Raw genomic sequence first — 23,605 nt, 5'->3', positions numbered from 1 at the left:
CCCATTCCCCATTCTGGGGTTTCACAACTGTTGCAGGGGCTCGGGGGGGGTTCACCCTGTGGGCCGGCGGTTCCGCCGGGGGTTGTGTGGGGGCCCCCGGCGGGGCGGGTGGGAACAGGGGGACTGCTGCCGTCGTCATCGGATGTCGTCCTTCGTGGGGTTGCCGCGCGGTTCGGGGAAGACCCAGGCGCGGAAGAGCAGGAAGCGCAGCACGGTGGCGGCGAGGTTGGCCGTGATCAGTACGGCCAGCTCGGTGCTGTGGGCGGGGCCGATGCTGTGGGCCGCCCCGGTCGTGGCCGCGCCCAGGGCGGCGAGCGAACCGCTGGTCAGGGCGAGGCCGATGGCGAAGACCAGCAGCCCCTGTGCCTGATGGCGCACGGCGCGGGCGCGGCCCCGCACCCCGAAGGTGAGCCGGCGGTTGGCGGCGGTGTTGGCAACGGCCGAGAGCAGCAGGGCGGCCGCGTTGGCGGCCTGGGGCCCGGCCGCTGTGCGGAAGGCCGAGTACAGCGCCAGGTAGAGCAGGGTGCTGAACAGTCCCACCGCGCAGAAGCCGAGGAGTTGGCGGGCCAGCCCGCGCGGGACCCCGGGCAGTGCCGTCCGGTCCCGCGGGTCGTCGCCGAAGGGACGGGCGAGCCGGTCGAGCGGCAGCGCGCCGACGGCGAGCGCCCGGCCGACCCGCCACACGCCTTTGAGGTCCTCGGCGGCGGTGCGTGCGATGTGGACGGTGGAGTCGGGGTCGTCCACCCAGTCCACCGGCACCTCGTGGATCCGTAGCCCGGCCCGCTCGGCCAATACCAGCAGCTCGGTGTCGAAGAACCAGCCGGAATCCTCCACCAGCGGCAGCAGCCGTTCGGCGACTTCGCGCCGGATGGCCTTGAACCCGCATTGGGCGTCGGTGAAGCGTGCGGCGAGGGAGGAGCGCAGCAGCAGGTTGTAGGCCCGGGAGACGAACTCGCGCTTGGCTCCCCGGACCACACGGGAGGAGCGCGCGAGCCGGGTGCCGATGGCGAGGTCCGAGTGGCCGGAGATCAGCGGGGCGACGAGGGGCAGCAGCGCGTTGAGGTCGGTGGAGAGGTCCACGTCCATGTAGGCGAGGACGGGGGCCTCCGAGCGGGACCAGACGGTGCGCAGGGCGCGGCCGCGGCCCTTCTCCTCCAGCCGGGTACTGCGGACCCCCTCCACGGCGGCGGCGAGGCCGGCCGCGACGTCGGGGGTCCGGTCCGTACTGGCGTTGTCGGCGATGGTGATGCGGAAGGGGTACGGGAACGTTCTGGTGAGGTGATCGTGCAGCCGGCGCACGCACGGGCCGAGGTCCTTCTCCTCGTTGAACACCGGGATCACCACGTCGAGTACTGGCTCACCGGGTACGGGTGCCAGGTGCACACGGGCCGGGAGGGCTCCGGGACCGGGAGAGGTGTCGGTTGGCATGCTCCGACCCTCGTCGGCCGGGCTGTCACCGGTGTGTGCTGAGCCTGTGCTCCGTCTGTGAGTCGGTCTGCTGCTGGGCGGGCGCCAGGGGCAGGAGGACCTCGAAGCAGGTCTGGCCGGGCCGGCTGCGGACCTCGACCCGGCCGCCGTGGGCGGTGACCACTGCCTGCACGATGGCGAGCCCAAGGCCGGTGGACCCCGCGGCCCGGGACCGGGAGGCGTCCCCGCGGGCGAACCGCTCGAAGACGTGGGGGAGCAACTCTGCGGGGATTCCCGGCCCGTCGTCCTCGACCCGGAGGCGGACGAGCGGTGTTTCACGTGAAACACCGGGTGCTTCGGGGAGGGTTTCACGTGAAACGTGTGCGGTGACGGTGGTACCGGGCGGGGTGTGGGTGCGCGCGTTGGCGAGGAGGTTCACCAGGACCTGCTGGATGCGGGCCGGATCCGCCCGGATGGTGGCGGGTTCGTCCGGGAGATCCAGCCGCCAGTGGTGTTCGGGCCCGGCGGCCCGCGCATCGCTGACGGCATCGACCACGAGGGGGGCCAGGTCGGTGGCGGTGTCGCCGGTGTCGAGCGGTCGGCCCGCGTCCAGCCGGGCGAGCAACAACAGGTCTTCGACCAGACCGGTCATCCGGGTGGCCTCGGATTCGATGCGGCCGAGGGCGTGGCGGGTGTCCGGGCCGGGTTCCTCGTGCCCCCGGCGGGTCAGCTCGGCGTATCCCCGGATCGAGGCCAGTGGGGTTCGCAGCTCATGGCTGGCGTCGGCCACGAACTGGCGTACCCGCGTCTCGCTCTGCTGCCGGGCGGTGAGGGCGGAGGAGACATGGCCCAGCATCCGGTTGAGGGCCGCGCCGACCTGTCCGATCTCGGTACGGGGATCGGCCTCGGCGTCGGGCACCCGCTCGTGCAGCGCGGGTTCACCGCTGTGCAGGGGGAGTTCGGAGACCCGGGTGGCGGTGACGGCCACCCGGCGCAACGGGCGCAGCGCAACGCCGACCAGGGCCTGTCCGGCGAGGGAGGCGGCGATCAGGCCGGCCAGGGTCGCGAAGACCTCCACCGCGATCAGCGTCCGCACGGTGGAGTCGACCTCGCCGAGCCGGAAGCCCAGGACCAGGCTTCCGTCGGGGGCGGTGAGTACCCGGTATCCGCCGAGTTCCGGCAGGTCCACGTCCAGCGGTCCGGGTCGGCCTTGAGCGGCCTTGCGGGCCGCCTTCGCCAGAGCCGCGGTCTGGGCTTCGGTGAGGGGCTGGCGGTGATCCAGCTCGGGACCGCCGACGGCGGCGTTGCGTGCGCTGCCGACGACCTTGCCGTTCTCGTCGAGCCGGATCCCGGCGGCGTCGGGCGGGGTTCCGGCCAGCACGAAGCCGAGGTTGCCCTCTCGGGCGGCCTTGTTGGCGCCGGGGCCACGGGTGGCCATCGTGATGGAGGCACGCAGCTGATCGTCCAGTTGCTGGACCAGGTACTGGCGTAGCGCGAAGGTGGTGACGGCGCCGATGGCCGCCCCGACCACGGCGATCAGCACCACCGCCGCCAGGACGAGCCGGGCCCGCAGCGACCACGGCCGTCGGGGGCGCCGCGCGGCGCGGCCCGGGCTCCCACGGCCGGGGAGGCGTCCGGCCACTACTCGGCCGGCTTGATCAGGTAACCGGCGCCGCGCCGGGTGTGGATCATCGGCGGCCAGCCGGGGCCGCTCTCCAGCTTCCGCCGCAGGTAGGAGATGTACAGCTCGACGACGTTGGCCTGGCCGCCGAAGTCGTAGGACCACACCCGGTCCAGGATCTGCGCCTTGCTCAGCACCCGGCGCGGGTTTCGCATCAGGTAGCGCAGCAGCTCGAACTCCGTGGCGGTGAGGTGGACCTCCTGGCCCCCCCGGGTCACCTCGTGGCTGTCCTCGTCGAGCCGGAGGTCGCCGACGGCCAGCACCGAGCCGCCCCGGGCCGCCTGCGCCGCGCCCGAACGGCGGACCAGGCCGCGCAGCCGGGCCACGACCTCTTCCAGGCTGAACGGCTTGGTGACGTAGTCGTCGCCGCCTGCCGTCAGCCCGGCGATCCGGTCCTCGACGGAGTCCTTGGCGGTCAGGAACAGCACCGGCACGTGCGGGAGCTCCCGGCGCAGCCGGCCGAGCACGGCGAGGCCGTCCATGTCCGGGAGCATGACGTCCAGGAGCACCACGTCCGGGCGGAACTCCCGTGCCGTCCGTAGCGCGGCAGCCCCGTCGCCGGCGCTGCGGACCTCGCATCCCTCGTAGCGCAGGGCCATGGAAAGGAGTTCGGAGAGCGCGGCCTCGTCGTCGACGACGAGCACCCGGCAGGGGCCGCCGTCGGGGCGGACGAGGGCCGTGTGCTTGCCGGTGGACATGGACGCTTGGGAGGTGGTCGTCGCAGTCATGCGTACACGCTGGACGCGGCCTCTGAGAGCGTTCTTGTGCCTACCTGTGAATTTCCTGAGAACGGCGGAGCCGGGACGGCCCGGCCGTTCCGGTGGCTGGGCCAGGTGGAAGGGCCGGGCTCACGCCAGGCGGAAGAGCCGGGCGCCGTTGTCGTGGCAGACCGCGCGCAGCCAGTCGTCACCCAGGCCGAGCCGGTCGAGGGCGGTCAGCTGGTGCTCGTAGGGATAGGGGATGTTCGGGAAATCGGTGCCGAGCAGGATCCGGTCCCCGAGGTCCGCGAGCCGCCCGAGGTCACCCGCCGGGAAGCCGCTGAACTGCTCGGAGAAGTCGGTGAAGGCCATGGTGGTGTCGAGCCGGACCTCGGGGTAGCGGTCGGCCAGGTCGAGGAAGTCGGCGTATTCGGGCATGCCCATGTGGGCGATGACCAAGGGCAGCCGGGGGTGCCGGGCCAGCAGGCGGGCGATCGGCTCGGGTCCGGTGTGCTTGCCGGGCACCGGCCCCGAGCCGCAGTGGACCACGATCGGGACGGCGGCCTCGGCGAGCAGTCCCCAGACCGGTCGCAGCCGTTCGTCGTTCGGATCGTAGCCGCCGACCTGAAGGTGCGCCTTGAAGATCCGGGCTCCTGCGTCGACGGCCTGGCCGACGTACTCCGCCACGCCCTCCTCCGGGAAGAAGGTCGCGGTGTGCAGGCAGTCGGGGGTCCGCGCTGCGAAGTCCGCGGCCCATGCGTTGAGCCAGGCGGCCATCGCCGGCTTGTGCGGGTAGAGCATGGCGGTGAAGGCCCGTACGCCGAAGGCGCGCAGGAGCGCGACCCGCTGCTCCTCCTCGTGCCGGTAGGTGATGGGCCACTCGACACCGGTGAGCGGGCCGACGGCGTCGAAGTAGTCCCACACCTTGTCCAGGACCCGCTCGGGCATGAAGTGGGTGTGCACGTCGACCAGCCCGGGCAGTCCGAGCCGGTCGCGGAAGGCGCGGACCGCCTCAGCCGTGGTCGCGGACAAAGCCGTGGCTCCGTTCGACGCTGGCGACGTGCAGCGTGTAGCTCTCGTACCACTGGGCACGGCCCTGCTTCATCGCGGCCTGGTGCTCCAGGTCTTCCCGCCACTCGGTGAGGGAGTCGTGATCGCGGAAGTAGGCGACGGTGATGCCGAGACCGCCCGGGGTGCGAGCGGACTCGTAGCCGAGGAGGCCGGGGTTGGTCCGGACGATCTCGTTCATCCGGTCGTTGGTTTCCTGGTAGCCGGTGTCGTCAGGGGTACGGACACTGGTGAAGACGGCCATCAGGTAAGGCGGTTCGTAGGGCGGTGCGGGCTGGATGCTCATGGCGACCACCCTCCGCGGCGGCCCTGTGCGTGTCCACCCGAAAGGAGGCCACGGGGCCAAAGGGATCCAAGTTTTGACCTTGGTGCCCCGGATCCGGTCCGGTCAGAAGAGCCCGTCCTGCTCGGCGTCGGCGGGCGGCGCGATCGCCGTCACCGGCACGTCCGTACCGGCGTACCCCGCCGGGGCCACCAGCTCCCAGCCGGCAAGGAGCCGGGTGTCCACGACGAGCCCGTCCGCGAAGTGCAGGTCCGGTCCGGCCGCGCCGGCCAGCACCCCGGCGACAATCCCGCCCGGAACCAGTTCCGTGACCGACCGCGCCGGCGCGGGCAGCCTGTCCAGCCCGAAGGCAGCCGCGTGGTCGGCCACTTCGCAGCCCACCGGCTCCAGCGACTCCGGCCACCCGGGCAGCGCCACGGCCCGGGCGTGCAGCTCGGCGACCGCCCGGGCCCGCTCGGCCGGCGGCGGCAGCTGGGCCCGTAGCGCGCGCTTGCGGGCGTAGGCGATCCGGTCGGGCACCCCGAGGGCCGCCCGCAGCAGTTCCTCGGTGCGCCGGGCGGCCATCAGCGGGCCGCGCCCCAGCCAGGCCCAGGTGACCGCGCCCTGCTCCAGCAGCCGGGCCGGGCCGCGCTCCTCGGCGGTGATGCCGACCTTGATCAGCCCGGGCCCGAACCAGGCGAGGTACACCCGGTAGGGCCGCGGATCGGCGGCGTTGGTGTCGGCGGCCACCGAGAAGGACCGGTCCAGCCGGGCGCACTCGGGACACTGGGCGCTCCCGCTCCGTCCGGGCACGGTCCGGCGCGCGGGACACGGCGTGCGTTTCCCCGCCCGCCGGACCCCCAGGCAGTGCCGCTCGCCCCGGGCGGCGAAGGCCAGCCGCTGCCCGTAGCCGAGCAGGCTGCCTCGCTCCCCGCGCTCGCCTCCGTACCAACCGATGCCGGGCCGGCCCTCCTGCCACCGGATACCGGTGCACCACCAGGTCACAGCGGGAGCGGCCGTTCGAAGAAGGTCTCCAGGACGACCGTCGCCTGCGTGCCGCTGACCCCGTCGATGGCGTACAGGCGGCGCAGTACGTCCTGCAGCTGCTCGGTCGAGCCCGTCCGCACCTTGACCAGCACGGAGGCGCTGCCCGCGATGATGTGCGCCTCCTGGATCTCCGCGATGTTCTCGAAGGCGGCCCCGGAGTCCCCCATCCAGGCATTCGAGTCGACCATCACGTAGGCCAGGACCCCGCTCCCGACGGCCGCCGGTGCCACGTCGACCGTGGTCCGCCGGATGACTCCGCGTTCCCGCAGTTTCCGTACCCGTTCGTGCGTGGCCCCTGCCGAGAGCCCGACCGCCGCACCGAGAGCGGCGTACGACTGGCCCGCGTCCTGCTGGAGCCGCTGGAGCAGCGCCCGGTCGATGTCGTCCACGCGATCTTCCTCATCTGCCCGTCAACCCTTGCGAAGACAGTACCTGGTCCTGCAATCGCACCCTTGTACCAAATAGCGTTCGGTTCATGCAGCTATTGAGGAGAGGATGTGAGCCATAGCCGGCCTGGCTCTGTACGAGATCCTGGACGATCGTTTCCGCTCGGTTCGCTGCGCCAACGGCGACGCCCGCCTGGAGCGGCTGCACGACGACTGCCGGTGGGCGGAGGGTCCCCCTACCTGCCGGCCTGGCGGCAGCCGGTGTGGAGCAACATCCCCAACGACCGGATGCTGCGCTGGGACGAGGCCACCGGCGCCGTCTCGGTCTTCCGCACCGGCGCCGGGCACCCCAACGGCAACACCCTCGACCGCGAGGGCCGCCTGATCACCTGCGGGCAGGGCAACCGGCGCGTCACCCGCACCGAACCGGACGGCACCCTCACCGTCATCGCCGACCGGTGGGAGGGCAAGCGCCTCAACAGCCCGAACGACGCGGTGGTGCGCTCCGACGGCTCTATCTGGTCCTCGGACCCGGACTTCGGCATCACCAGTGGCCACGAGGACCGGCGCGCCGAGCGAGATCGGCGCCTGCAACCTCTACCGCGCCGACCCGGCGACCGGCAGGGGTCCGCCTGGTCGCGGACGGCTGCCAGGGCCCCAACGGTCTCGTCTTCTCCCCCGACGAGAGCGAGCTGTACGCGGCGGACACCCGTGCGGGCCACATCCGCGCCTTCAAGGTCACCGATGCGGGCACCCTGACGGACGACCGCGTCTTCACCGCCTGCCCCTCGGTGGACAACATCCGGTTCGACGACGACGGCCGGCTGTGGGCGGCCGCGACGCAGGACGGCGTCCGCTGCTGCACACACAACGCAAGAGGCCCCCCGGCGAACCGGGGGGCCTCTTCCGCTGTGCACTCGGCAGGATTCGAACCTGCAACCTTCTGATCCGTAGCTCTAGCAACATCGGTCGGCGCGGGTCATTCCGGCTCACATGACGTCCCGGGAGGCATAAACGGGGCGGGTGCAGTCAGGCAGGTTGCTGTACTCGCTTGCTGTACCTGGCCGTGGTGCCGGCTAGTTGACGCCGCCCAGATGAGGGAACTAGTGTTCGATTGACGCAGGTTCCAAAATTTCGACCTCAGATGAGGTAGCATTTTTGGAACCTACCCGTGCTGGAGGTCACGTGGAACCCGTGTGTCACGTTGGTGTTGCGGCTGTACAGCGGCTGCACGAGCTTGGACTTACGCCCGAGGATCTGCACAAGGCAATCGCTGGCGGCTCCGCTGAGGCACGCCTGTGCACAGAAATGGACGCACCGGGCATGGCGGGCTACGCCTTCTGGTCCCGGAGCAACCGTACGTTTCGGGAGCGAATGGCACCCAAGGGCTGGGCGTTCAGTAACGCTCAGTCGATCCTCCGGACCATTCACCCTTCCGGCTCCTTCACGATCACCGCTGTTAGCGGCTCAGGTATGGTGGGCGAAGAGGCTGCGAACTTCTCTGGGGACGTTCGGACGAAGAACCCGAAGGGGCCCGCAGTCGCGAAGCTCGTAGAGCGAAATTACGTACAGCTCCCCCTCTTCCCCTTCGCGCGACCCGATGCGCGCGACGAGGTCGAAGTAAATGAGCTGCCGACATGGTTTCTTCTCTACAAATCAAGCAAGGAAGGCTTGAGTTTCGAGTTGTCACTTCCCGTGGAAATGCATGGGAAGCACGTTGATACGTGGCGGGAGCGCATCATCCTGGATGACAATCCGTTCCTCGGCGCCGAGTTCGACATCAAGCGTCTGGATGAAATTCCGGCGATGTCACCCGTTGAAGTCCCGGTCGAATTCAAGGGAGCCCTGTAAATCCCTTTGAGCTCAGGAGAGAGTCATGCTCACTGCTTCGCGATTGGTTCTGGCGCGAAAGAGGAGGCGCATGACTCTTTCCGGCTTGGCCAAGACGTCCGGCGTCTCCGTCCGCAGCCTCACGGCCTTCGAGAACGGCCACAAAGTTCCCTCTCCAGAGACACTGGGAACGTTGGCTGTGGCCTTGGATCTTCCGACCTCGTTCTTCACGGCGGCGGAGGTCGAAGAGCTTGCTCTTGACGCAATCAGCTTCCGGGCGCTTTCAAAGATGAGCGCTCTCGACCGTGACTCTGCACGGGGCGCCGGCCGCATCGTTGTCGAGATTAACGACTGGATTGAACAGCGATTCGGGCTTCCACAATCGAATGTCCCCACACTCCCGCACCTGAAGCCAGAGGAAGCAGCCGAACGAGTCCGGGCCTTGTGGGGACTCGGCGAGGCGCCGATTCCAAATATGGTTCACTTGCTGGAATCGCACGGCGTCCGAGTATTCTCCCTCGCGTCTGACTGCTCATCTGTCGATGCTTTCTCATTCCGATGGAAGCGCACTAAGCCTTTCATTGTGTTGAATCTAGAAAAGAGTGGGGAGCGCGGGCGGTTCGACGCTGCACACGAACTCGGCCACCTCGTCATGCATTCAGAGCACCGAATTCCCCACGGCCCTGACGCCGAGCAGGAGGCTCAACAATTCGCCTCCGCCTTCCTCATGCCGAGGTCCGGAATCCTGGCCCAGCAGCTTTACGCAGCCGATTCGCGCAGAATTTTGAGCGCTAAGCAAAAATGGCAAGTGGCCGCCGTGGCTCTGGCTTATCGCCTAAAAGACTTGGATCTCCTAACCGAATGGAACTACAGGACAGCCGTTAAACATCTGTCACAGATGGGATTCAGAAGCGGAGAGCCTGGCGGAATTACGCGAGAGAGTTCCCAACTACTCGGCAAAGTATTCTCGGCGCTGCGATCACAAAAGATTTCCATCTCCGTAATGGCCGATGATCTGAACTTGACGATCGATGAGCTGAATCTGCACGTGTTCGGCCTTGTTCCCACGGTTGTGGACGGTGGGGAGATGACCAGTCCGCCGGTCCGCCCCGGTCTGAAGCTGGTGGGTCGCTGATCATCCGGCGTGCCGACCTGCGCGGCAGCCATCGCGCCCCGCTGTCATCCCGTCTGCCGTCGTCCCACACGTAGTGGTAGCGGGGCAGTCGTCAGGGGCCCAGGTGGAGCGCCCTGCTGGACGAACGACCTGGGCCCCTGACGGCTGGTCTGCTACGGCTTGCCCTGGGACGACGGCAGACGGGATGACAGCCCCCACCCCTAACCACAACGCACCTGCGGCCGCACGACTGGCCCCGCATCCCGGAGTCGGAGCGCCCCCGCCGGAGGCATGTCCGTGAGCGATGACACTGCCGGCCCGTAGGGCTCGACTCATGCCCTTGGGCCTACCCGCCTACAGGGGCGGGCGTCGGCGCAGCGGGGGCGGAGCGGGCCGCAGGCAGGAGCGTCGCCCCGAGCGGAGCCAGGAAGCCAGCCCGGCGGAGCGGAGCGCAGCCGGGTGCTTGATGAGGTAGAGAAACCTGTAACAGCTCAGGGACGCGCGTCTGCCCGCTCGGCAAGTTCCCTCAGCTCGGCAGGTGCGCCACGCCCGGTGAACAGGAGGAGGTCCCGAATCGTGTCCCTGGCGGCAACGTGGGTGTGGATGAGGTCAGGAGATAGCTCCTCCGCTTCCAGCAACGCACCCAGCGCTTCACCGACCTGGCGCCGCTGCGCGTAGGCTCGTCCGAGATCCATTTTCAAGCGGGCCCTACGCTCTAGCGACAAGGCGGATGTGTCCAGCTCGTTGCCGACTTCGATCGCTTCCCCCGCGTCGCCCAACTCGACCGCGATCGAGACGGCTTGAATCTCCACATTCGTCGGTCCGAACTCCAAGTTGAAGTCGTTCCGGTCCTCTCCCAGCCTCGCCGCGACCTCCCTCGCCTTCTTCATCTCATGCCGGGCTCGGGTCCGGTCACCCGCTCGCGCGTGAATGAGTGCCAGAGCGAGGCGCAAGGCTCCGATGACTGACAACGCTTCGGGCTCATCCGTCGCCCCGGAGTAGCGCCTTTCCAGCGCATTCAACGCGGTGGTGGCGGAGTGCTCGGCCTGGTCCAGGTGCTTGAGCCGCACGAACGCCTGGGATAGGCGGAAGATGCTGGCGAATACCTCCAGCGTGTTGCCCGACTCCTCAGCTGCGCGGATCGCGCGGTCGGCCGCCACCCATGACGCGTCCGCCTCGTCCTGGCGCACGAATGCCGCAGCGAGTGCCTGGTACGTACGACTGAGTAGGCCCCAGAGCCTTCCTCGTTCCTCAAGCGGAGCCGTACGCGCTGCACGCTCGATCCTTGGCACCAAGGGCCCAAGGAGGGCACTCAGCTCCGCGAACTCGTTGGCGTGCGTCAGCTCCCACACCCGATCGACCGAACGCTGGATCTCCTCCACGTTTGCGGGCCCCAGGCTCGCGGAATCGAGTACGACCTCTGGGACAGGGTGACCAGAGATGACCAATCGTGCTTGATCGAGATCGTTCGGCAGGTCAGCGGTGGGTTCTTCTACCGGTGCCTGGACCTGCGCCGGCGCGTCCGGTCGCAGTTCCTGCACCGAGACTCCTAGGCCGTCCGCCAGCAGGCGCAACACGTCCAGACGATTGACCGGCTGAATCCCGCGCTCCACCTGGGACAGCCAACTCGCGGTACGCCCGATCTCGGCTGCCAACTGCTTCTGAGTCAGGCCACGCTGTTCGCGGAGGTCCGCGACGCGCGTACCGAAGAGCCGGCGCTCCTCTGGGGTCACCTCCACGCTCCCGCGGCGCCCTGGCTCTGCAAGAAGGTGACATCGAAGTCCGTCACGTACTTCTCCCGTTCCGCCAAGAAGCGGCGGGTGTGGGCTTGCTGCTCGTGCTGGTCGAACGCCTCACGGTCGGCGTACAGCTCGTAGAACAGCCGCTCATTGGGCGCATCCGCCACGGCATGCACGACGTACGAGAGAGTGCCGGGCTCGTAGGCGCGGATGCCGTCCAGTGTCTCCTGCACCAGAGCGTCGAACGCTTCCGCAGCCTCTGCGTCACGCAGGGTGAACCGAACGACGAGGCCAAAACCGCTGGTCATGTAGTCCTCCTTGGTTGTGCTTCACAGAGTCGCAGGAATGCAGTCGCACTGCTACTCGCAGAACTTCTTGACTCACAATTTTTCTGCGCCTACCTTCGTAGAGAAGCTGCGACCCGGCTACAGGTGCCGGGCCTGACTCAAGGAGTTCCGCTATGCCGTCGTTCAAGGTGGACACGTCGACCGCCGTGGTGTTCGTGGCCACGGCCCCGACCCCGAAGCTCGTGAGCAAGCAGACCGGTGAGCGTGCGATGGACCGGGAGACCGGCGCTGGCCTCTCCACGGTGGGCCTGCTGATCTCGGATGAGGGGGAGGGCAACCTCTACCAGGTGACCGTCCCGGAGACCGGTCTCCCCGAGGGCCTGACGCCGGGCATGCCCGTGTCGGTGATCGGCCTCAAGGCGCGGGACTGGGAGAACACGTTCAACGGCCAGACCCGTCACGGCATCTCGTTCCGCGCCGTCGCCCTCACCATCGGGGCCTGATCATGGCCGACCTGACGACGTTATGGGAGGTCGGCCTCCCGCTGGCCGGTGCGGGCGGTGGTCTCGGATACGCGAAGGCACGCGCGCCCCGCGTGTTCTGGTCCGTGGCCGGTCTGCCTGTGGCACGGGTGCGGTTCGCGGTGACGTACCGGGCCACGATGGATGTGTGTGGGCTGACGGTGCAGCCGTCCCGCCTGCGGGCGTTCCTGGTCCGCAACGTTGCCCGCCGCAGCGACGTACAGCCCGTCCCGCCGAAGATCCGCCGGGTACGGGGCTCCTCGACCGGGATGCTGGTCACCCTGCGACTGCCGGCCGGGCTGGAGCCCTCCGATGTGATCGCCGCCTCCGAGCGACTGCGCCACGCCTGGGGCGTTCACTCCGTGCACGTGGTCGAGACGAAGCCGGGGTTCGTGGAACTGCGGATGACCGGCTACGACGTACTGCGCCGCGTGAAGATGCCGCGCCGGCGCCCGTCCGGTCAGATGGTGGTCCCGGTCGCGCTCCGGGAGGACGGCACCGCGTTCGTACGGGACTACCTCAAGGTGCCGCACGCGCTGACGCTCGGCGCCAACCAGTCGGGCAAGTCCATGTACCTGCGCAACCTGATCGCCGGGCTCGCCCGACTGCGGGTCGCCCTGGTCGGGATCGACTGCAAGCGGGGAGTTGAACAGCGCCGATATGCGTCGCGTCTGTCAGCGCTCGCCGTCACTCCGGAGGAGGCATCCGGCCTCCTGGACGCGCTCGTGGACGAGATGGAAAGCCGCTTCGACCTGCTGAGCGACTACGGGGCAGCCGACGTGTGGGCCCTGCCCGAAGAGGTTCGGCCGGTACCGATCGTCCTGCTGGTGGACGAGGTCGCGGAGCTGTTCCTCGTGGCGGTCAAGAAGGACGAGGAACGCCGGGACCGGATGGTCATGCAGTTGATCCGCCTCGGTCAGATGGCTCGCGCCGCGGGCATCTACCTGGAGATCTGCGGCCAACGCTTCGGCTCCGAACTCGGCAAGGGCGCCACGACTCTCCGCGCCCAGCTCACCGGCCGTGTGGTGCACCGGGTCAACGACAAGCAGACCGCCGACATGGGCCTGGGCGACATTGCCCCCGATGCGGTCGTGGCCGTGACGACGATCGCGCCCGACAAGCCCGGTGTCGCGGTGGCCGGTGACTCATCCGGCGGCTGGTCCCGCATCCGCACCCCCGAGCTGAGCGCCGAGGAAGCTGCCGCGATCTGCGCCCAGTTCGCGCACCTGAACCCGGCCCTTCCTGCCCTCGCCCCGTACCGGCCGGTGATTCCCGCCGTGGCTCCGGCCGCCGGCTCCGTTCCGCTGGTGAAGCCCATCCCGGCGACGGACTAGCAACACCCCTCCCTCGGTCGGCGCGACCGTCTCGCGCCAGGTCCCTACCCGGCCCATGCCCGAAACAGGAGGAACAGCCGTGACCACCGCCAAGAAGCCCCAGATCCGACAGCCCCGCTCGCCCAAGCCCGCTCCGGCCGCCGCGGTATGCGACACCTGCGCCGGCTCCGGGGAGACCACCACGGCCGTCCGGGTCGGCCGTAAGCGCCGCGAGATCGGCGCCACGCAGACGGGACTGTGCCCGGACTGCCTCGGCTCCGGAACCGCGTGACCCGTTCCCAACCCTGCTGGTGCCAGACGAGAGCGCCCGGCACCGGCCTCCTCGAAAGGAGGCGACCCGTGTCCCGCACCCTCCGCCTCGATGCCGTGCTCATCCAGGCTGTCATCGCCGGTGCCTTGTCCTTCGCCCACCTGCACGACCTGGCAGCGGCGGCCGGACAGGACGGCTGGAAAGCGTGGGCCTACCCGGTGAGCGTCGACCTGCTGCTGGTCGCCGCATGGCGCCGGATGCGCACCGACGCGGAGAACCGAGACGCATGGCTCTGGTTCGCCATCGCCCTCGTCGCGTCGCTCGGCGCCAACATCGCCACCGCCGGACTGCTCGACCTGAATAACGTTCCGCCCTGGCTGCGCATCCTCGTCGCCGGCTGGCCCGCGCTCGCCTTCCTCGGCGGCACGCTACTGGCCCACGCTCCCGCCCCGGTCCGGGAGCCGGAGCCCACGGACCAGCCGCAGGTCGAGCCCGTCCAGGACGTGACCGTGGAACGCGCAGCAGACACGGCCCACGAGCTGCCACCTGCTGATCCCGCTCCGCACTCCGAACCACCGGAGCCCGTCTCGCTCCCGCCCGCTGCGCCGGTCCCGCCCGCCCTGCTTGACCACGCTCAGAAGATCGCGGACGCCCACCACACACAGACCGGGTCCCCGATCGATACCGCGACTTTGCGAAGCCGCCTCGGCATCCCGCCCGCGCTGGCGGACGCCATCGCCGCCCAACTCACCTGACAGGAAGGGATGCAGACCCGTGCGCCCGAACCGCTTCCACAACGTCATCCGCATAGGCCCGGTGCGTGTCGGCACCCACCACGACGGCCGAGGCCGCACCAGGCACACCGCCGTGTGCACCGCCCCCGGCTGCGACTTCTCAGCCGACTACCTCACCCGCGCCGCCGCCGAACTCGCCGCCCGAACCCACCGCTGCAACCCGCGCTGATCACGAAGGAGACCGCGTCATGGACGTACCGCTCTGGCTCGCCCTGATCGTCGTCGGCGTCCTCGGCTACAAGCTCATCCGCCCGCCGCTGTGGCTCGTCGCCGTGATCCTCCTCGGCGGCTACCTCCTCGCCGAAAGCTCTCTCGCCCCGCTTATCGACCCGATCACCAAGTAGGGAGACCTCGCCATGTTCCGACCGCGCATCCCGGTCAACCCGCTCCCGACCGGCATCGTCACCCCGCTCGCACCGCCCTCTGGCATCGAGACTCCGCAGGAGCACTCGCACATGGCGCAGCACTCCGCCGCTCCGACTGCCGCGTCGACCCGTTCCACGATCCAGCTCACCCCCGGCAGCGTGGTCGCCCTCGCCGCCGGCGGTGGCGCCGTCGTTCTCGTCGTCGGTGCTGTCCTCGTCTCGATGCTCCTGGCAGTCGCCATCACCGGCGTTTCCGTCGCCGTGATCGCGGTGGTCCTGCGTCTGCTGGTCAAGGACCTCCAGAAGGGGTGGTGACGAAGATGGACACGCACGTCATCGCTGCCGGCTTACCGGCCCTGGGCTGGGCCCTGCACGGCGGACTGCTCTGGCGCCGGTTGGCCACCGCCCGCCGAGACCCCCTGACCGGCCTTCACACCCGCGCCGGATGGACCGTCCGCGCCGAACGCCTCATCGCCAAGCACCCCACCGCGCTCGTGCTCCTGGTCGATCTGGACGACTTCAAGGCCATCAACGACACCCACGGCCACGCCGCCGGCGACGCGGTCCTCACCGCCACCGCCCAACGGCTGAGCGACTGGTGTGGACACCACGGCATCGCCGCCCGCCTCGGCGGAGACGAGTTCGCCGCCATCATCACCCACCTCGGCGCCGTCAACCTCTTCGACCTCTGGTCCGCACTGGACGCACCGGTCACACACAACGGACATGCCCTGTCGGTCTCGGCCTCGGTCGGCCACTGCTACCCCGACGCCCTGCCGGTTCCGACCCTCACCGACGCCCTGTCCGCCGCCGACGCAGAGATGTACGCGGCCAAGGGCCACGGCAGGCGCAACACACGCTAAGCGGCCCCCGGAGCGGCCTCGGTCGCCAAACTTCCGCCGCCCCGGGCGCCTGAACCCCTCCCAGATCCAACGGACCCGAAAGGGAAGTCTCATCATGCCCCAGCACGACCAGACCAGGCCCGTCTGCCGCGACTGCGACGGCTTCGCCACCGCCACGATCACCACCGGAACCCGGACCCCCGAGGGCGCCCGAGACACCGTCCGAGTCAACTGCCCCGCCTGCCGGGGACTCGGCCGCACCGCGCCCGCCGTCCTCGTCCGAATCGGTAGGTGAGCGTCGTGCCGAACCTCGCGCCCTCGAAAAACGCGCCCGGCCTGCACGTGAGCAAGCCCTCCCCGTCCGAGCCGGCCACCGCCTCCGCCGTCTGCCACTGCGGTGCCTCCGCCTCAGCCGAGGGGGACGCGCAGGTAGGTGCCCTGGTCGCCGGTTGGAACGCCAAGCACGGCACCGCACACGGGAAGTGATCGTGACTGACACCGCCACCGCGGCGGGCCTGGACCCGGCCACCCTGAGCGATCTGCTCCGAGTGGCCGGCGCCCCCGGCTTCGACCGCCTCCACGAACAGATCCGCCGCACTGGCGGATGCGCCGCCCCGATCCGCCTCTCCGGCGGCACCAAGCTCCTCGACCCGGCCACCCGCACCGTGATCCACGCCTACAACACGGACACCGAACCCGGCGGCGTCCTCCGCGTCGCCTGCGGCAACCGCCGGGCCTCCCGCTGCCCCGCCTGCGCCTGGACCTACGCCGGCGACACCTACCACCTGATCCGCGCCGGCCTCGTTGGAGACCCCTCCAAGGGCACACCCGAGACGATCCGCGACCACCCCCGCGTCTTCACCACCCTCACCGCGCCGTCCTTCGGCCCTGTCCACAACCGCCCCGGCACCCGCCCCTGCCGCTGCGGCGTCCGGCACCCCGAGGACGCCGAAGAACTGGGAACCCCCCTCGACCCGAACGCGTACGACTACGCCGGTGCGGTGCTGTGGAACAACCACGCCTCCGAGCTGTGGCGCTACTTCACGATCTACCTCCGCCGCGAGATCGCCGCCCGTGCCGGCCTCACGCAAAAGGCGGCACGCGAGCAGTCACGCGTGTCCTTCGGGAAGGTCGCCGAGTATCAGAAACGCGGGGCCGTCCACTTCCACGCCGTGATCCGCTTCGACGGACCCGCCGGGCCCGACAGCCCGCCGCCGGTGTGGGCCACCCTCGATCTGCTCACTGACGCCATCCGGGCCGCCGCTGCCCGCGTCCGTGTCGTCGTACCGGCCAGCCCTGAGCACGGCTTCGAGAAGGACTGGGTGCTCCTGTGGGGCGATCAGCTCGACGTGCAGCCCATTGGCGCCTTCGGTAACGGGGAAGACCTGACGGAACAGGCGGTCGCCTCCTACGTCGCCAAGTACGCCACCAAAGCCGCCGAGACGACCGGCACCGTGGACCACCCGGTCGGCAACAAAGAAGCCCTGCTCCTCCTCGGCGTCCCGGACCACCCCCGGCGGCTGATGGAAGCCTGCATGGACCTCGACCCGGCCTACCCGGACCGGCGGCTGCGGGCATGGGCTCACATGCTCGGCTTCCGCGGCCACTTCTCCACCAAGTCCCGCCGCTACTCGACCACCCTCGGCGCCTTACGCCAGGTCCGCGCCGACTACCGCGCCGCCCAGCAACGCGCCTCGCTCGGCCTGCCCGACCCTGACGACCACCCGGAGGCAACCCTCCTCGTCGTCGCCCACTGGGCCTACGCCGGCCACGGCTCCACCCCCGGTGAATCCTGGCTCGCCGCCAACGTCCGCCGGGACCTCCAGCACAACCGCGAACACGCCCGAGAGCTGCGGGCCGAACTATCCGAACTGGAAGGAGATACCGCGTGGCTGCCGTAGTCATCCAGCGGAAGTGGCACACCACCGCCGAGGTCGCCGACATGCTCGGCTTCGGCTTGTCCAAGACCAAGATGCTTGTGCTTACCGGCGAGATCCGCTCGGTGAAGGTCGGTCGCAACCGCCGCATCCTCCCGGCCTGGGTGGACGAGTACGTCGAGCGCATCGCCGCCGGCGCCGAGGGGTGGGCGGCATGAGCGGGAAGCGCGGCAATGGCGAGGGCTCGATCTACGCGTACAAGAACGGGTACGCCGCCTACGTCTGGGTGACCAAGCCGGACGGCAAGCGCGCTCGGAAGTACGCCTACGGCAAGACCCGCGAAGAGGTCCACGAGAAGTGGCTCAACCTGCACGCCGAGGCGAAGAGAGGCCCCGTGACCACCCGGCACCGGACGGTCGGGGCCTTCCTCGCCTACTGGCTGGAGTCGATCGTGAAGCCCAACCTGGCCCCGTTGTCGTACGTCTCGTACGAGGGGTACGTCCGGCTCTACATCGGTCCGCACCTGGGGACGAAGCGGCTGGACAAGCTGACCGTGCGGGACGTCCGGGAGTGGCTGACGAAGCTGGCGGCCGTCTGCCAGTGCTGCGCTCAGGGGAAGGACACCAAGCGCGCCCCCGCCAGTCGCCGATGCTGCGCCGTTGGGGAGTGCTGCGAGTCGTACCCGTCACGCCGCGTGATCCAGGGCTCCCGTGACGCGCTGCGAGCCGCCCTCACCCACGCCGTCGCCGAAGAGGAGATCGGCAAGAACGTCGCCTCCCTCGTCAAGGTGCCCAAGCCCCGACGCAAGCGGATCAAGCCGTGGTCCGTGGTCGAAGCGGGCCGGTTCCTGGCGGATGGGGTCGCTCGGGAAGATCACCTCTTCGCCGCGTGGATGCTCGTCCTGTGCCTGGGGCTCCGCCGCGGTGAGGTGCTGGGCCTGACCTGGAAGTCGATCGACTTCGATGCCGGGGAGCTGTACGTGGACCACCAGATCCAGCGGGCCGGGAGGCAGATCCTGCACCGGGAGACCAAGACGGAGGACTCCGACGACTTCCTGCCCCTGCCGGCGCTCTGCCTCAAGGCCCTGCGGATGCGGCGGGCCCAGCAGATCGGGGACCGCAACGCGGCCGGGGAGCTGTGGCAGGACAGCCGCGGGCTGGTCTTCACGACGAAGTACGGGACCCCGATCGAGCCGGGGAACCTGACCCGGATGTTCGGCCTGCGCGCTCGCCGGGCCGGCCTGCGGGTGATCCCGCTCCGGAACACCCGGCACACCTGCGCCGCGCTCCTGGTCGCGCTCAAGGTCCACCCGAAGGTGGCCCAGCGGATCCTGCGGCACTCGCAGATCGCCATGACGATGGAGGTCTACGCCGAAGCGAGCGAGGAAGCCGTACGGGATGCTCTCGGCAAGCTGTCCGAAGCGATGGGGGGCAGCGGCTGAGGGTGGTTGCTGTACTTCGCTGCTGTACGGCAGGAAACGGCAGAGGCCCCGGACTTTCGTCCGGGGCCTCTGGCCTGCTGTGCACTCGGCAGGATTCGAACCTGCAACCTTCTGATCCGTAGTCAGATGCTCTATCCGTTAAGCTACGAGTGCTTGGGCTGTTCGGGGTTTTGCGCCCCGTTGGCCTTGCGAGAACAACAATACATGGACCTCGGCGGGACGCGAAATCCATTAGCCCCACCGCCACTGACCTGCGGAAACAGGGCGGAGGGAGATCATCCGGAAGTGCTCGCGCGGCTCCCGGGCGGCGGGCGCGTTACCCCTTCGGCGGCGTTCGAAACGCACAGAAGCCCCGGTCCATGAGGACCGGGGCTTCTTCGAGGTGCGGAGGCGGAGGGATTTGAACCCTCGATGGGGGGTAAGCCCCAAACCGCATTAGCAGTGCGGCGCCATAGACCGGACTAGGCGACGCCTCCAGCACACCCTCGCGTACGAGGGTGCGTGCAGATGATGACACAGGCTCGGGGCCGGTCACCAATCCGCTCCCACGGTACAAGGAACGGCGGCCCCGGGGCAAAGCCTTAATGGCACCCACCGGCCGACGCGTCCGGCACGTGCCGGACGCGTACACACGCGCCCCTCGGCCCGCACGCAACGTCGGGGCGCGCGGATCGTTTGTCAGGCGTACGACGTACGGACGACCTGGAGTGCCCCATGCTGCGTCTCGCCGCCTTCGCCGTCACCTCCGCCCTGGCCGCCGCGGCCGCCGGGCCGCTGCCACCCCTGCCGTTGGAGCGGCTGCTGTCGACGCCCGACCGGCTCACCATCGCCGTGTCCGACACGGGCAATCCGCGCACCGACGGCGAGTACCGGCTGGAGTGCGACCCGGTCGGCGGGAACCACCCGAAGGCCGAGGACGCCTGCGCCCGCCTCGACGCGCTCGCGAAGCAGGGCAAGGACCCCTTCGCGCCCGTTGCAAAGCGCCAGATCTGCACCATGGTCGACGGCGGCCCGGCCACCGCACGGATCAAGGGAACGTGGCACGGCGAGAAGGTGGACACCACCTTCCGGCGGAAGGACGGATGTGACATCGCCAGGTGGAACAACCTGGAACCTGTGCTTCCGAGTGGGCGTTCCTGACCTGGGAGGATGCGAAGGATGTGCGGTATCGGCCGCGCATCGGCCATCCCGCCGCGGGGCGGTGCCCTTAGACTCCTCCCGTGACATGCCGGTAGTCGTGGTCAGGGAGGAAGCTCGTCGTGAGCAGCAGGCCATCCCGAGGCGCTGCTCGCCTCGCAGCAATACTCGACGCACTTCCTGACGCGCTGTTGCTCGTCAACGCCAACGGCACCGTGGTCAACGCGAATTCGATCGCCCTCGAGATCATGGAGAGCCCCGGCACCGGCCTCGTCGGCCGCGGGGTCCTCGACCTCCTGCCCGAGTTCGACTCGAAGCTCATCCCCGGCTCGATGCGCCGTCCCGGCGACGACGAAGAGGGCCGGGCGAAGCCCAAGAGGATGACGGCCCGGCGCACCGACGGCAGCGAGTTCCCCGTCGAGGTCACCGCCGCCCACCTCGACGGCCGCGACGCCTACCGGGAGCCGCAGCCCTCGTACACCGGCGACGAGCTGCTGATGCTCGTCGTACGGGACCTCTCGCAGACCGTGGACACCGAGGCCGAGCTCGCCCGCTCGCAGCGGCAGACCGAGATGATCCTGCGCGCCGCCGCCGAGGGCGTGGTGGGCACCGACACCGACGGCCGGGTCGTCCTCGTCAATCCGGCCGCCGCGCAGATCCTCGGCTACCGGGCCACCGACCTCGGCAACCGTGAGCTGCACGGGCTGATCCAGCACTCGCGCGCGGACGGTTCGCCGTTCCCCTTCGAGGAGTCCCCGCTGGCGGACACCCTGCGCAGCGGCCGCAAGCACCGGGTCCGCAGCCAGGTGCTGTGGAACAAGGCGGGGCAGCCGGTCTCCGTCGACCTGACCACCTCCCCGGTACGGGACGGTGAGCTGCTCGTCGGCGCCGTCATGACCTTCACCGACCGGCGCCCGTACGACGCCCTCGCGGCGCGGCACGCCCAGTTGCTGGCGGTGCTCGGCGAGTCGCTGCGCGGGCCGTTGGAGGAACTGCGCGGGGAGCTGGCGACGCTGGCCGCCGATGACGCGGGACAGCTGTGGCCCGAGGCGAACCAACTGTTGCACCACCTGGCGGCCGGCTACTCGCGGATGACCACGCTCGTGGACAACGTACTGGGCTACCAGCGGCTGGACGCGGGCAGCGACAAGCTCGCCAAGAAGAAGACGCTGATCAACAAGGTCGTCGCGGCCGGTGTCGACGGCGCGGTGGAGCTGATCGGGCCGGGCCGGGCGCAGTTCGCCGTGCACGCGCCGACGATCGAGGCCGAGGTGGACGGGGAGCGGATCGCGACCGCGCTCGCGCACCTGGTCGCCGATGTCGCCGGGGTGGACGCCACGGGCAAGACCCGCCAGGGCAGCGGGTACGGCGACTCGACGATCGTCGTGGCCGCCGCGCAGCGCGGTGACGTCGTACGGATCGAGGTGCGGGGGCCGTACGAAGGCGGCAACCCGGTGCACGAACCGATCGTGCGGGGCATCGTCGCCGCGCACGGCGGTGTCCTGCAGACCGTCGAGGTGCCGGGTGCGCCGGGCGGTACCTACGTACTGGAGCTGCCGCTGGGCGCGGGAGCCGGGACGGTGACGCTGCCCGAGCCGGCGGAGCCTACGGCCGCGGAGCCCGAAGCGAAGCCGGACGCCAAGGACGGCGCGGGTACCAGGGCCGAGTCGGGGGGCCGGCGGGCCCGGCGCGGGGTGGACGCCTTCCTGGACGACGCTGCCGACGAGCCGAAGGCGCCGCGGGAGGGCGGGGGAGCACTCGCGCTGTCGTCGGGGCGCCGCCGCCCGGACGGCACGCTCGACGGCAACGGTTCCGGCGGCCCCGGGCTGGCGCAGTCCCCGGTGAACCCGGCCGGGCTGGGTACCGGGCGCAGGCGCGGCCGGGACGGGGACGGCAGTGGCGACGGCGGGCCGCAGGGGGTGCCTGCTCAGCCGGTACCCGCCCAGTCCGCACCCCGTCAGCCCGCGCTCCGGCAGTCCGCTTCTCAGCAGCCCGTGCCTCCGCAGTCCGGGCCGCAGCAGCCCGTGCCCCCGCAGGGCACCGGGATGCCGGCGCTGCCGCCCGTGCCCGCAGTACCGCCCGTGCCGCTGACCGAGCATCCGGCGGGCCGGCGCCGCGCGTTGGGCCCCGCCGGGCCGGCCGGCCCGGCGGCGGGTCCCTTGCCCCAGCCCGGCGCTCCGGTGCCGGCGGCCGGGCTCGCGGCTCCCGCCGCGCAGCGGCCCATCGCCCCCGAGGGCGGCTTCGCGCTGCCCGCCGGGCCGACTCCCGCCCCGGGCTCCGGGGTGGTTCCCGCTCCGGCCGAGGCCGACCCGGATGCTCCGGGTGGCCGTCGTGGGCGCCGGGTGCTCGGCGCGCCCGCGGCCGACGCTCCCGGAGCCGGCCCCGCGGCTGCTCCGGAGGCGCCCGGACCGGTTCCGCCGACCGGGCGGCGCCGCGCACTGCCCGACACACCCGCCTGGCCGGTGCCCGCGGCTCGTACCGCCTCCGAGGACGGCGAGCCCGCGGCGGGCCCCGCCGCCGTACCCGGTGCCCGGCAGCCGCACGACACTCCGCCGGAGTCCTCGCAGCCGATCAGCGTCCGCGCGCTCGGCACCCTGGGCCAGGGCATCTCGGTGGACGCGGGCGGCTCCGGCCGCCGCCGCCGGCTGTCCGAGCCCCCGCCGCAGGGCCGCGCCTTCGCGATAGGGGCCCCCGAGGCGGGCTCCGACGAGGGGCCCGAGCCGCTCGACGGTCCCGGCGGCGCGGTCGAGGTGGTCAACCGGCCCGTACCGCTGCCCGTGGACGACGAGCTGCCGCCGGAGCCGCTGGACAACCCGCGCCGGCTGCTGGTGTGGCCCGCGCCGGACGCCCAGACCCAGCAGGCGCTCAGCGACCGCGGCTACCGCCCGGTGATCGTGCACTCCCGCGAGGAGGTGGACGCACAGATCGCCGCGTTCCCCGCCGCCTTGTTCGTGGACCCGCTGACCGGGCCCATCACCCGTACCGCCCTCCAGTCGCTGCGTCAGGCCGCGGTGGCCGCGGAGGTACCGGTCCTGGTCACGGCCGGACTCGGGCATGCCACGCGCGAAGCCGCGTACGGCGCCGACCCGGCCGTGCTGCTCAAGGCGCTCGCGCCGCGCGACAGTGAGCAGCACCCCTCGCGGGTCCTGTTGATCGAGGAACACGACGAGATCGCCACCGCGCTGACGGCCGCCCTGGAACGGCGCGGCATGCAGGTCGCGCGGGCGGGCGCCGACACCGACGCCGTGGAACTGGCCACCCGGATGCGGCCCAATCTCGTCGTCATGGACCTGATGCAGGTGCGTCGCCGGCGGGCGGGGATCGTGGACTGGCTGCGCGCCAACGGGCAGCTGAACCGCACGCCGCTCGTCGTCTACACGGCCACCGGGATCGACCCGGCCGAACTGCCGCGGCTGGCCTCCGGCGAGAGCGTGCTGTTCCTCGCCGAGCGGGCCACGACCGCCGATGTGCAGGGCCGCATCGTGGACTTGCTGGCGAAGATCGGCACCAACTAGTCATCCTGGC

General features: G+C 70.4%; 26 protein-coding genes, 2 tRNA genes and 1 pseudogene. 18 read left to right on the top strand and 11 right to left on the bottom strand.

The features are described from left to right. Positions 1-135: 135 nt before the first annotated feature. The 7 genes from ACWGH1_RS13025 to ACWGH1_RS12995 form a co-directional block, all read right to left on the bottom strand. Positions 136-1,428 (bottom strand): glycosyltransferase, encoded by a 1,293-nt coding sequence (locus tag ACWGH1_RS13025; RefSeq protein ID WP_453354028.1) that lies wholly within the window; start codon positions 1,426-1,428, stop codon positions 136-138. A 25-nt stretch (positions 1,429-1,453) separates the two neighbouring features. Next, positions 1,454-3,049 (bottom strand): sensor histidine kinase, encoded by a 1,596-nt coding sequence (locus ACWGH1_RS13020; protein ID WP_453354029.1) that lies wholly within the window; start codon positions 3,047-3,049, stop codon positions 1,454-1,456. Further along, a complete protein-coding gene (locus ACWGH1_RS13015) occupies positions 3,049-3,816 on the bottom strand; it encodes a response regulator transcription factor (protein ID WP_453354030.1) in 768 nt (255 codons plus the stop codon). Before ACWGH1_RS13015 ends, ACWGH1_RS13020 begins: the two co-directional genes overlap by 1 nt. Before the next feature lie 120 nt (positions 3,817-3,936). Next, positions 3,937-4,818 (bottom strand): amidohydrolase family protein, encoded by an 882-nt coding sequence (locus tag ACWGH1_RS13010; RefSeq protein ID WP_453354031.1) that lies wholly within the window; start codon positions 4,816-4,818, stop codon positions 3,937-3,939. Continuing rightward, positions 4,799-5,140 carry an antibiotic biosynthesis monooxygenase family protein gene (locus ACWGH1_RS13005; RefSeq protein ID WP_453354032.1) on the bottom strand — a complete coding sequence of 114 codons (342 nt, stop codon included), beginning with the start codon at positions 5,138-5,140 and terminating at the stop codon, positions 4,799-4,801. Before ACWGH1_RS13005 ends, ACWGH1_RS13010 begins: the two co-directional genes overlap by 20 nt. A gap of 102 nt (positions 5,141-5,242) precedes the next feature. Then, positions 5,243-6,121: a DUF2797 domain-containing protein gene (locus ACWGH1_RS13000; RefSeq protein ID WP_453354033.1), complete on the bottom strand. Its 879-nt coding sequence runs from the start codon at positions 6,119-6,121 to the stop codon at positions 5,243-5,245. Beyond that, positions 6,118-6,552: an Lrp/AsnC family transcriptional regulator gene (locus ACWGH1_RS12995; protein ID WP_453354034.1), complete on the bottom strand. Its 435-nt coding sequence runs from the start codon at positions 6,550-6,552 to the stop codon at positions 6,118-6,120. Before ACWGH1_RS12995 ends, ACWGH1_RS13000 begins: the two co-directional genes overlap by 4 nt. Positions 6,553-6,682: 130 nt before the next feature. On the opposite strand from ACWGH1_RS12995, the pseudogene ACWGH1_RS12990 reads away from it, so the two are divergent. The 3 genes and pseudogenes from ACWGH1_RS12990 to ACWGH1_RS12980 all read left to right on the top strand — a co-directional run. Continuing rightward, positions 6,683-7,409, top strand: a pseudogene (locus ACWGH1_RS12990) (SMP-30/gluconolactonase/LRE family protein); the annotation flags it as partial. 325 nt (positions 7,410-7,734) lie between these two features. After that, complete coding sequence (locus ACWGH1_RS12985; protein ID WP_453354035.1) at positions 7,735-8,400, top strand: hypothetical protein; 666 nt, start codon at positions 7,735-7,737, stop codon at positions 8,398-8,400. Positions 8,401-8,425: 25 nt separating this feature from the next. Next, the gene (locus ACWGH1_RS12980; RefSeq protein WP_453354036.1) at positions 8,426-9,514 is read left to right on the top strand and encodes an ImmA/IrrE family metallo-endopeptidase; all 1,089 of its coding nucleotides are present in this window, start codon (positions 8,426-8,428) and stop codon (positions 9,512-9,514) included. A 470-nt stretch (positions 9,515-9,984) separates the two neighbouring features. Here the strand turns inward: ACWGH1_RS12980 and ACWGH1_RS12975 are convergent, their stop codons facing one another. Both ACWGH1_RS12975 and ACWGH1_RS12970 read right to left on the bottom strand, forming a co-directional pair. Next, positions 9,985-11,226: a helix-turn-helix domain-containing protein gene (locus ACWGH1_RS12975; RefSeq protein ID WP_453354169.1), complete on the bottom strand. Its 1,242-nt coding sequence runs from the start codon at positions 11,224-11,226 to the stop codon at positions 9,985-9,987. After that, complete coding sequence (locus tag ACWGH1_RS12970; protein ID WP_453354170.1) at positions 11,223-11,540, bottom strand: putative quinol monooxygenase; 318 nt, start codon at positions 11,538-11,540, stop codon at positions 11,223-11,225. Before ACWGH1_RS12970 ends, ACWGH1_RS12975 begins: the two co-directional genes overlap by 4 nt. A gap of 152 nt (positions 11,541-11,692) precedes the next feature. Between ACWGH1_RS12970 and ACWGH1_RS12965 the strand changes: the two genes are divergently transcribed. The 13 genes from ACWGH1_RS12965 to ACWGH1_RS12905 all read left to right on the top strand — a co-directional run bounded on the left by ACWGH1_RS12965 (position 11,693) and on the right by ACWGH1_RS12905 (position 18,943). Then, on the top strand, positions 11,693-12,022 hold the full coding sequence (locus ACWGH1_RS12965; RefSeq protein WP_366081200.1) for an SCO3933 family regulatory protein: 330 nt from the start codon (positions 11,693-11,695) through the stop codon (positions 12,020-12,022). Positions 12,023-12,024: 2 nt separating this feature from the next. After that, positions 12,025-13,374 carry an FtsK/SpoIIIE domain-containing protein gene (locus ACWGH1_RS12960; protein WP_453354171.1) on the top strand — a complete coding sequence of 450 codons (1,350 nt, stop codon included), beginning with the start codon at positions 12,025-12,027 and terminating at the stop codon, positions 13,372-13,374. Positions 13,375-13,453: 79 nt separating this feature from the next. Further along, on the top strand, positions 13,454-13,645 hold the full coding sequence (locus ACWGH1_RS12955; RefSeq protein ID WP_453354172.1) for a hypothetical protein: 192 nt from the start codon (positions 13,454-13,456) through the stop codon (positions 13,643-13,645). 68 nt (positions 13,646-13,713) lie between these two features. After that, on the top strand, positions 13,714-14,379 hold the full coding sequence (locus ACWGH1_RS12950; RefSeq protein ID WP_453354173.1) for a DUF2637 domain-containing protein: 666 nt from the start codon (positions 13,714-13,716) through the stop codon (positions 14,377-14,379). Positions 14,380-14,398: 19 nt separating this feature from the next. After that, positions 14,399-14,587, top strand: coding sequence for a mobile element transfer protein (locus ACWGH1_RS12945; protein WP_189812239.1), 189 nt, complete (start codon positions 14,399-14,401; stop codon positions 14,585-14,587). Between the two features lie 19 nt (positions 14,588-14,606). Beyond that, complete coding sequence (locus ACWGH1_RS12940) at positions 14,607-14,762, top strand: hypothetical protein (protein WP_453354174.1); 156 nt, start codon at positions 14,607-14,609, stop codon at positions 14,760-14,762. Positions 14,763-14,774: 12 nt separating this feature from the next. Next, on the top strand, positions 14,775-15,098 hold the full coding sequence (locus tag ACWGH1_RS12935; protein WP_453354175.1) for a SpdD-like protein: 324 nt from the start codon (positions 14,775-14,777) through the stop codon (positions 15,096-15,098). Positions 15,099-15,103: 5 nt separating this feature from the next. After that, on the top strand, positions 15,104-15,646 hold the full coding sequence (locus tag ACWGH1_RS12930; RefSeq protein WP_453354180.1) for a GGDEF domain-containing protein: 543 nt from the start codon (positions 15,104-15,106) through the stop codon (positions 15,644-15,646). A 94-nt stretch (positions 15,647-15,740) separates the two neighbouring features. Beyond that, positions 15,741-15,920, top strand: coding sequence for a hypothetical protein (locus ACWGH1_RS12925; protein ID WP_453354176.1), 180 nt, complete (start codon positions 15,741-15,743; stop codon positions 15,918-15,920). 5 nt (positions 15,921-15,925) lie between these two features. After that, positions 15,926-16,111, top strand: a complete 186-nt coding sequence (locus ACWGH1_RS12920; protein WP_453354181.1) for a hypothetical protein — start codon at positions 15,926-15,928, stop codon at positions 16,109-16,111. Between the two features lie 2 nt (positions 16,112-16,113). After that, positions 16,114-17,526, top strand: a complete 1,413-nt coding sequence (repSA, locus tag ACWGH1_RS12915) for a replication initiator protein RepSA (RefSeq protein WP_453354177.1) — start codon at positions 16,114-16,116, stop codon at positions 17,524-17,526. Continuing rightward, positions 17,514-17,720, top strand: coding sequence for an excisionase family DNA-binding protein (locus ACWGH1_RS12910; RefSeq protein WP_453354178.1), 207 nt, complete (start codon positions 17,514-17,516; stop codon positions 17,718-17,720). The genes repSA and ACWGH1_RS12910 overlap by 13 nt, the downstream gene beginning before the upstream one ends. Next, positions 17,708-18,943, top strand: coding sequence for a site-specific integrase (locus ACWGH1_RS12905; protein WP_453354179.1), 1,236 nt, complete (start codon positions 17,708-17,710; stop codon positions 18,941-18,943). Before ACWGH1_RS12910 ends, ACWGH1_RS12905 begins: the two co-directional genes overlap by 13 nt. A gap of 80 nt (positions 18,944-19,023) precedes the next feature. On the opposite strand, the gene ACWGH1_RS12900 is transcribed toward ACWGH1_RS12905, so the two are convergent. Further along, positions 19,024-19,096 (bottom strand) — tRNA-Arg (locus ACWGH1_RS12900). A gap of 232 nt (positions 19,097-19,328) precedes the next feature. Further along, positions 19,329-19,419: transfer RNA gene (locus ACWGH1_RS12895), tRNA-Ser, on the bottom strand. 238 nt (positions 19,420-19,657) lie between these two features. On the opposite strand from ACWGH1_RS12895, the gene ACWGH1_RS12890 reads away from it, so the two are divergent. Further along, on the top strand, positions 19,658-20,083 hold the full coding sequence (locus tag ACWGH1_RS12890; protein ID WP_453353055.1) for an SSI family serine proteinase inhibitor: 426 nt from the start codon (positions 19,658-19,660) through the stop codon (positions 20,081-20,083). A gap of 119 nt (positions 20,084-20,202) precedes the next feature. Beyond that, a complete protein-coding gene (locus ACWGH1_RS12885; RefSeq protein ID WP_453353045.1) occupies positions 20,203-23,595 on the top strand; it encodes a PAS domain-containing protein in 3,393 nt (1,130 codons plus the stop codon). Positions 23,596-23,605 lie beyond the last annotated feature (10 nt).

Source organism: Streptomyces sp. NPDC054883 (genome assembly GCF_053610645.1).
This window is presented reverse-complemented; position numbering and strand designations above follow the sequence as displayed.

What these genes read in the sequence shown, in the direction of transcription:
- ACWGH1_RS13025 (WP_453354028.1), bottom strand. Translation starts at nt 1,428, where the DNA reads ATGCCAACCGACACCTCTCCCGGTCCCGGAGCCCTCCCGGCCCGTGTG.
- ACWGH1_RS13015 (WP_453354030.1), bottom strand. Translation starts at nt 3,816, where the DNA reads ATGACTGCGACGACCACCTCCCAAGCGTCCATGTCCACCGGCAAGCAC.
- ACWGH1_RS13005 (WP_453354032.1), bottom strand. Translation starts at nt 5,140, where the DNA reads ATGAGCATCCAGCCCGCACCGCCCTACGAACCGCCTTACCTGATGGCC.
- ACWGH1_RS12980 (WP_453354036.1), top strand. Translation starts at nt 8,426, where the DNA reads ATGCTCACTGCTTCGCGATTGGTTCTGGCGCGAAAGAGGAGGCGCATG.
- ACWGH1_RS12970 (WP_453354170.1), bottom strand. Translation starts at nt 11,540, where the DNA reads ATGACCAGCGGTTTTGGCCTCGTCGTTCGGTTCACCCTGCGTGACGCA.
- ACWGH1_RS12965 (WP_366081200.1), top strand. Translation starts at nt 11,693, where the DNA reads ATGCCGTCGTTCAAGGTGGACACGTCGACCGCCGTGGTGTTCGTGGCC.
- ACWGH1_RS12960 (WP_453354171.1), top strand. Translation starts at nt 12,025, where the DNA reads ATGGCCGACCTGACGACGTTATGGGAGGTCGGCCTCCCGCTGGCCGGT.
- ACWGH1_RS12940 (WP_453354174.1), top strand. Translation starts at nt 14,607, where the DNA reads ATGGACGTACCGCTCTGGCTCGCCCTGATCGTCGTCGGCGTCCTCGGC.
- ACWGH1_RS12935 (WP_453354175.1), top strand. Translation starts at nt 14,775, where the DNA reads ATGTTCCGACCGCGCATCCCGGTCAACCCGCTCCCGACCGGCATCGTC.
- ACWGH1_RS12930 (WP_453354180.1), top strand. Translation starts at nt 15,104, where the DNA reads ATGGACACGCACGTCATCGCTGCCGGCTTACCGGCCCTGGGCTGGGCC.
- ACWGH1_RS12925 (WP_453354176.1), top strand. Translation starts at nt 15,741, where the DNA reads ATGCCCCAGCACGACCAGACCAGGCCCGTCTGCCGCGACTGCGACGGC.
- ACWGH1_RS12890 (WP_453353055.1), top strand. Translation starts at nt 19,658, where the DNA reads ATGCTGCGTCTCGCCGCCTTCGCCGTCACCTCCGCCCTGGCCGCCGCG.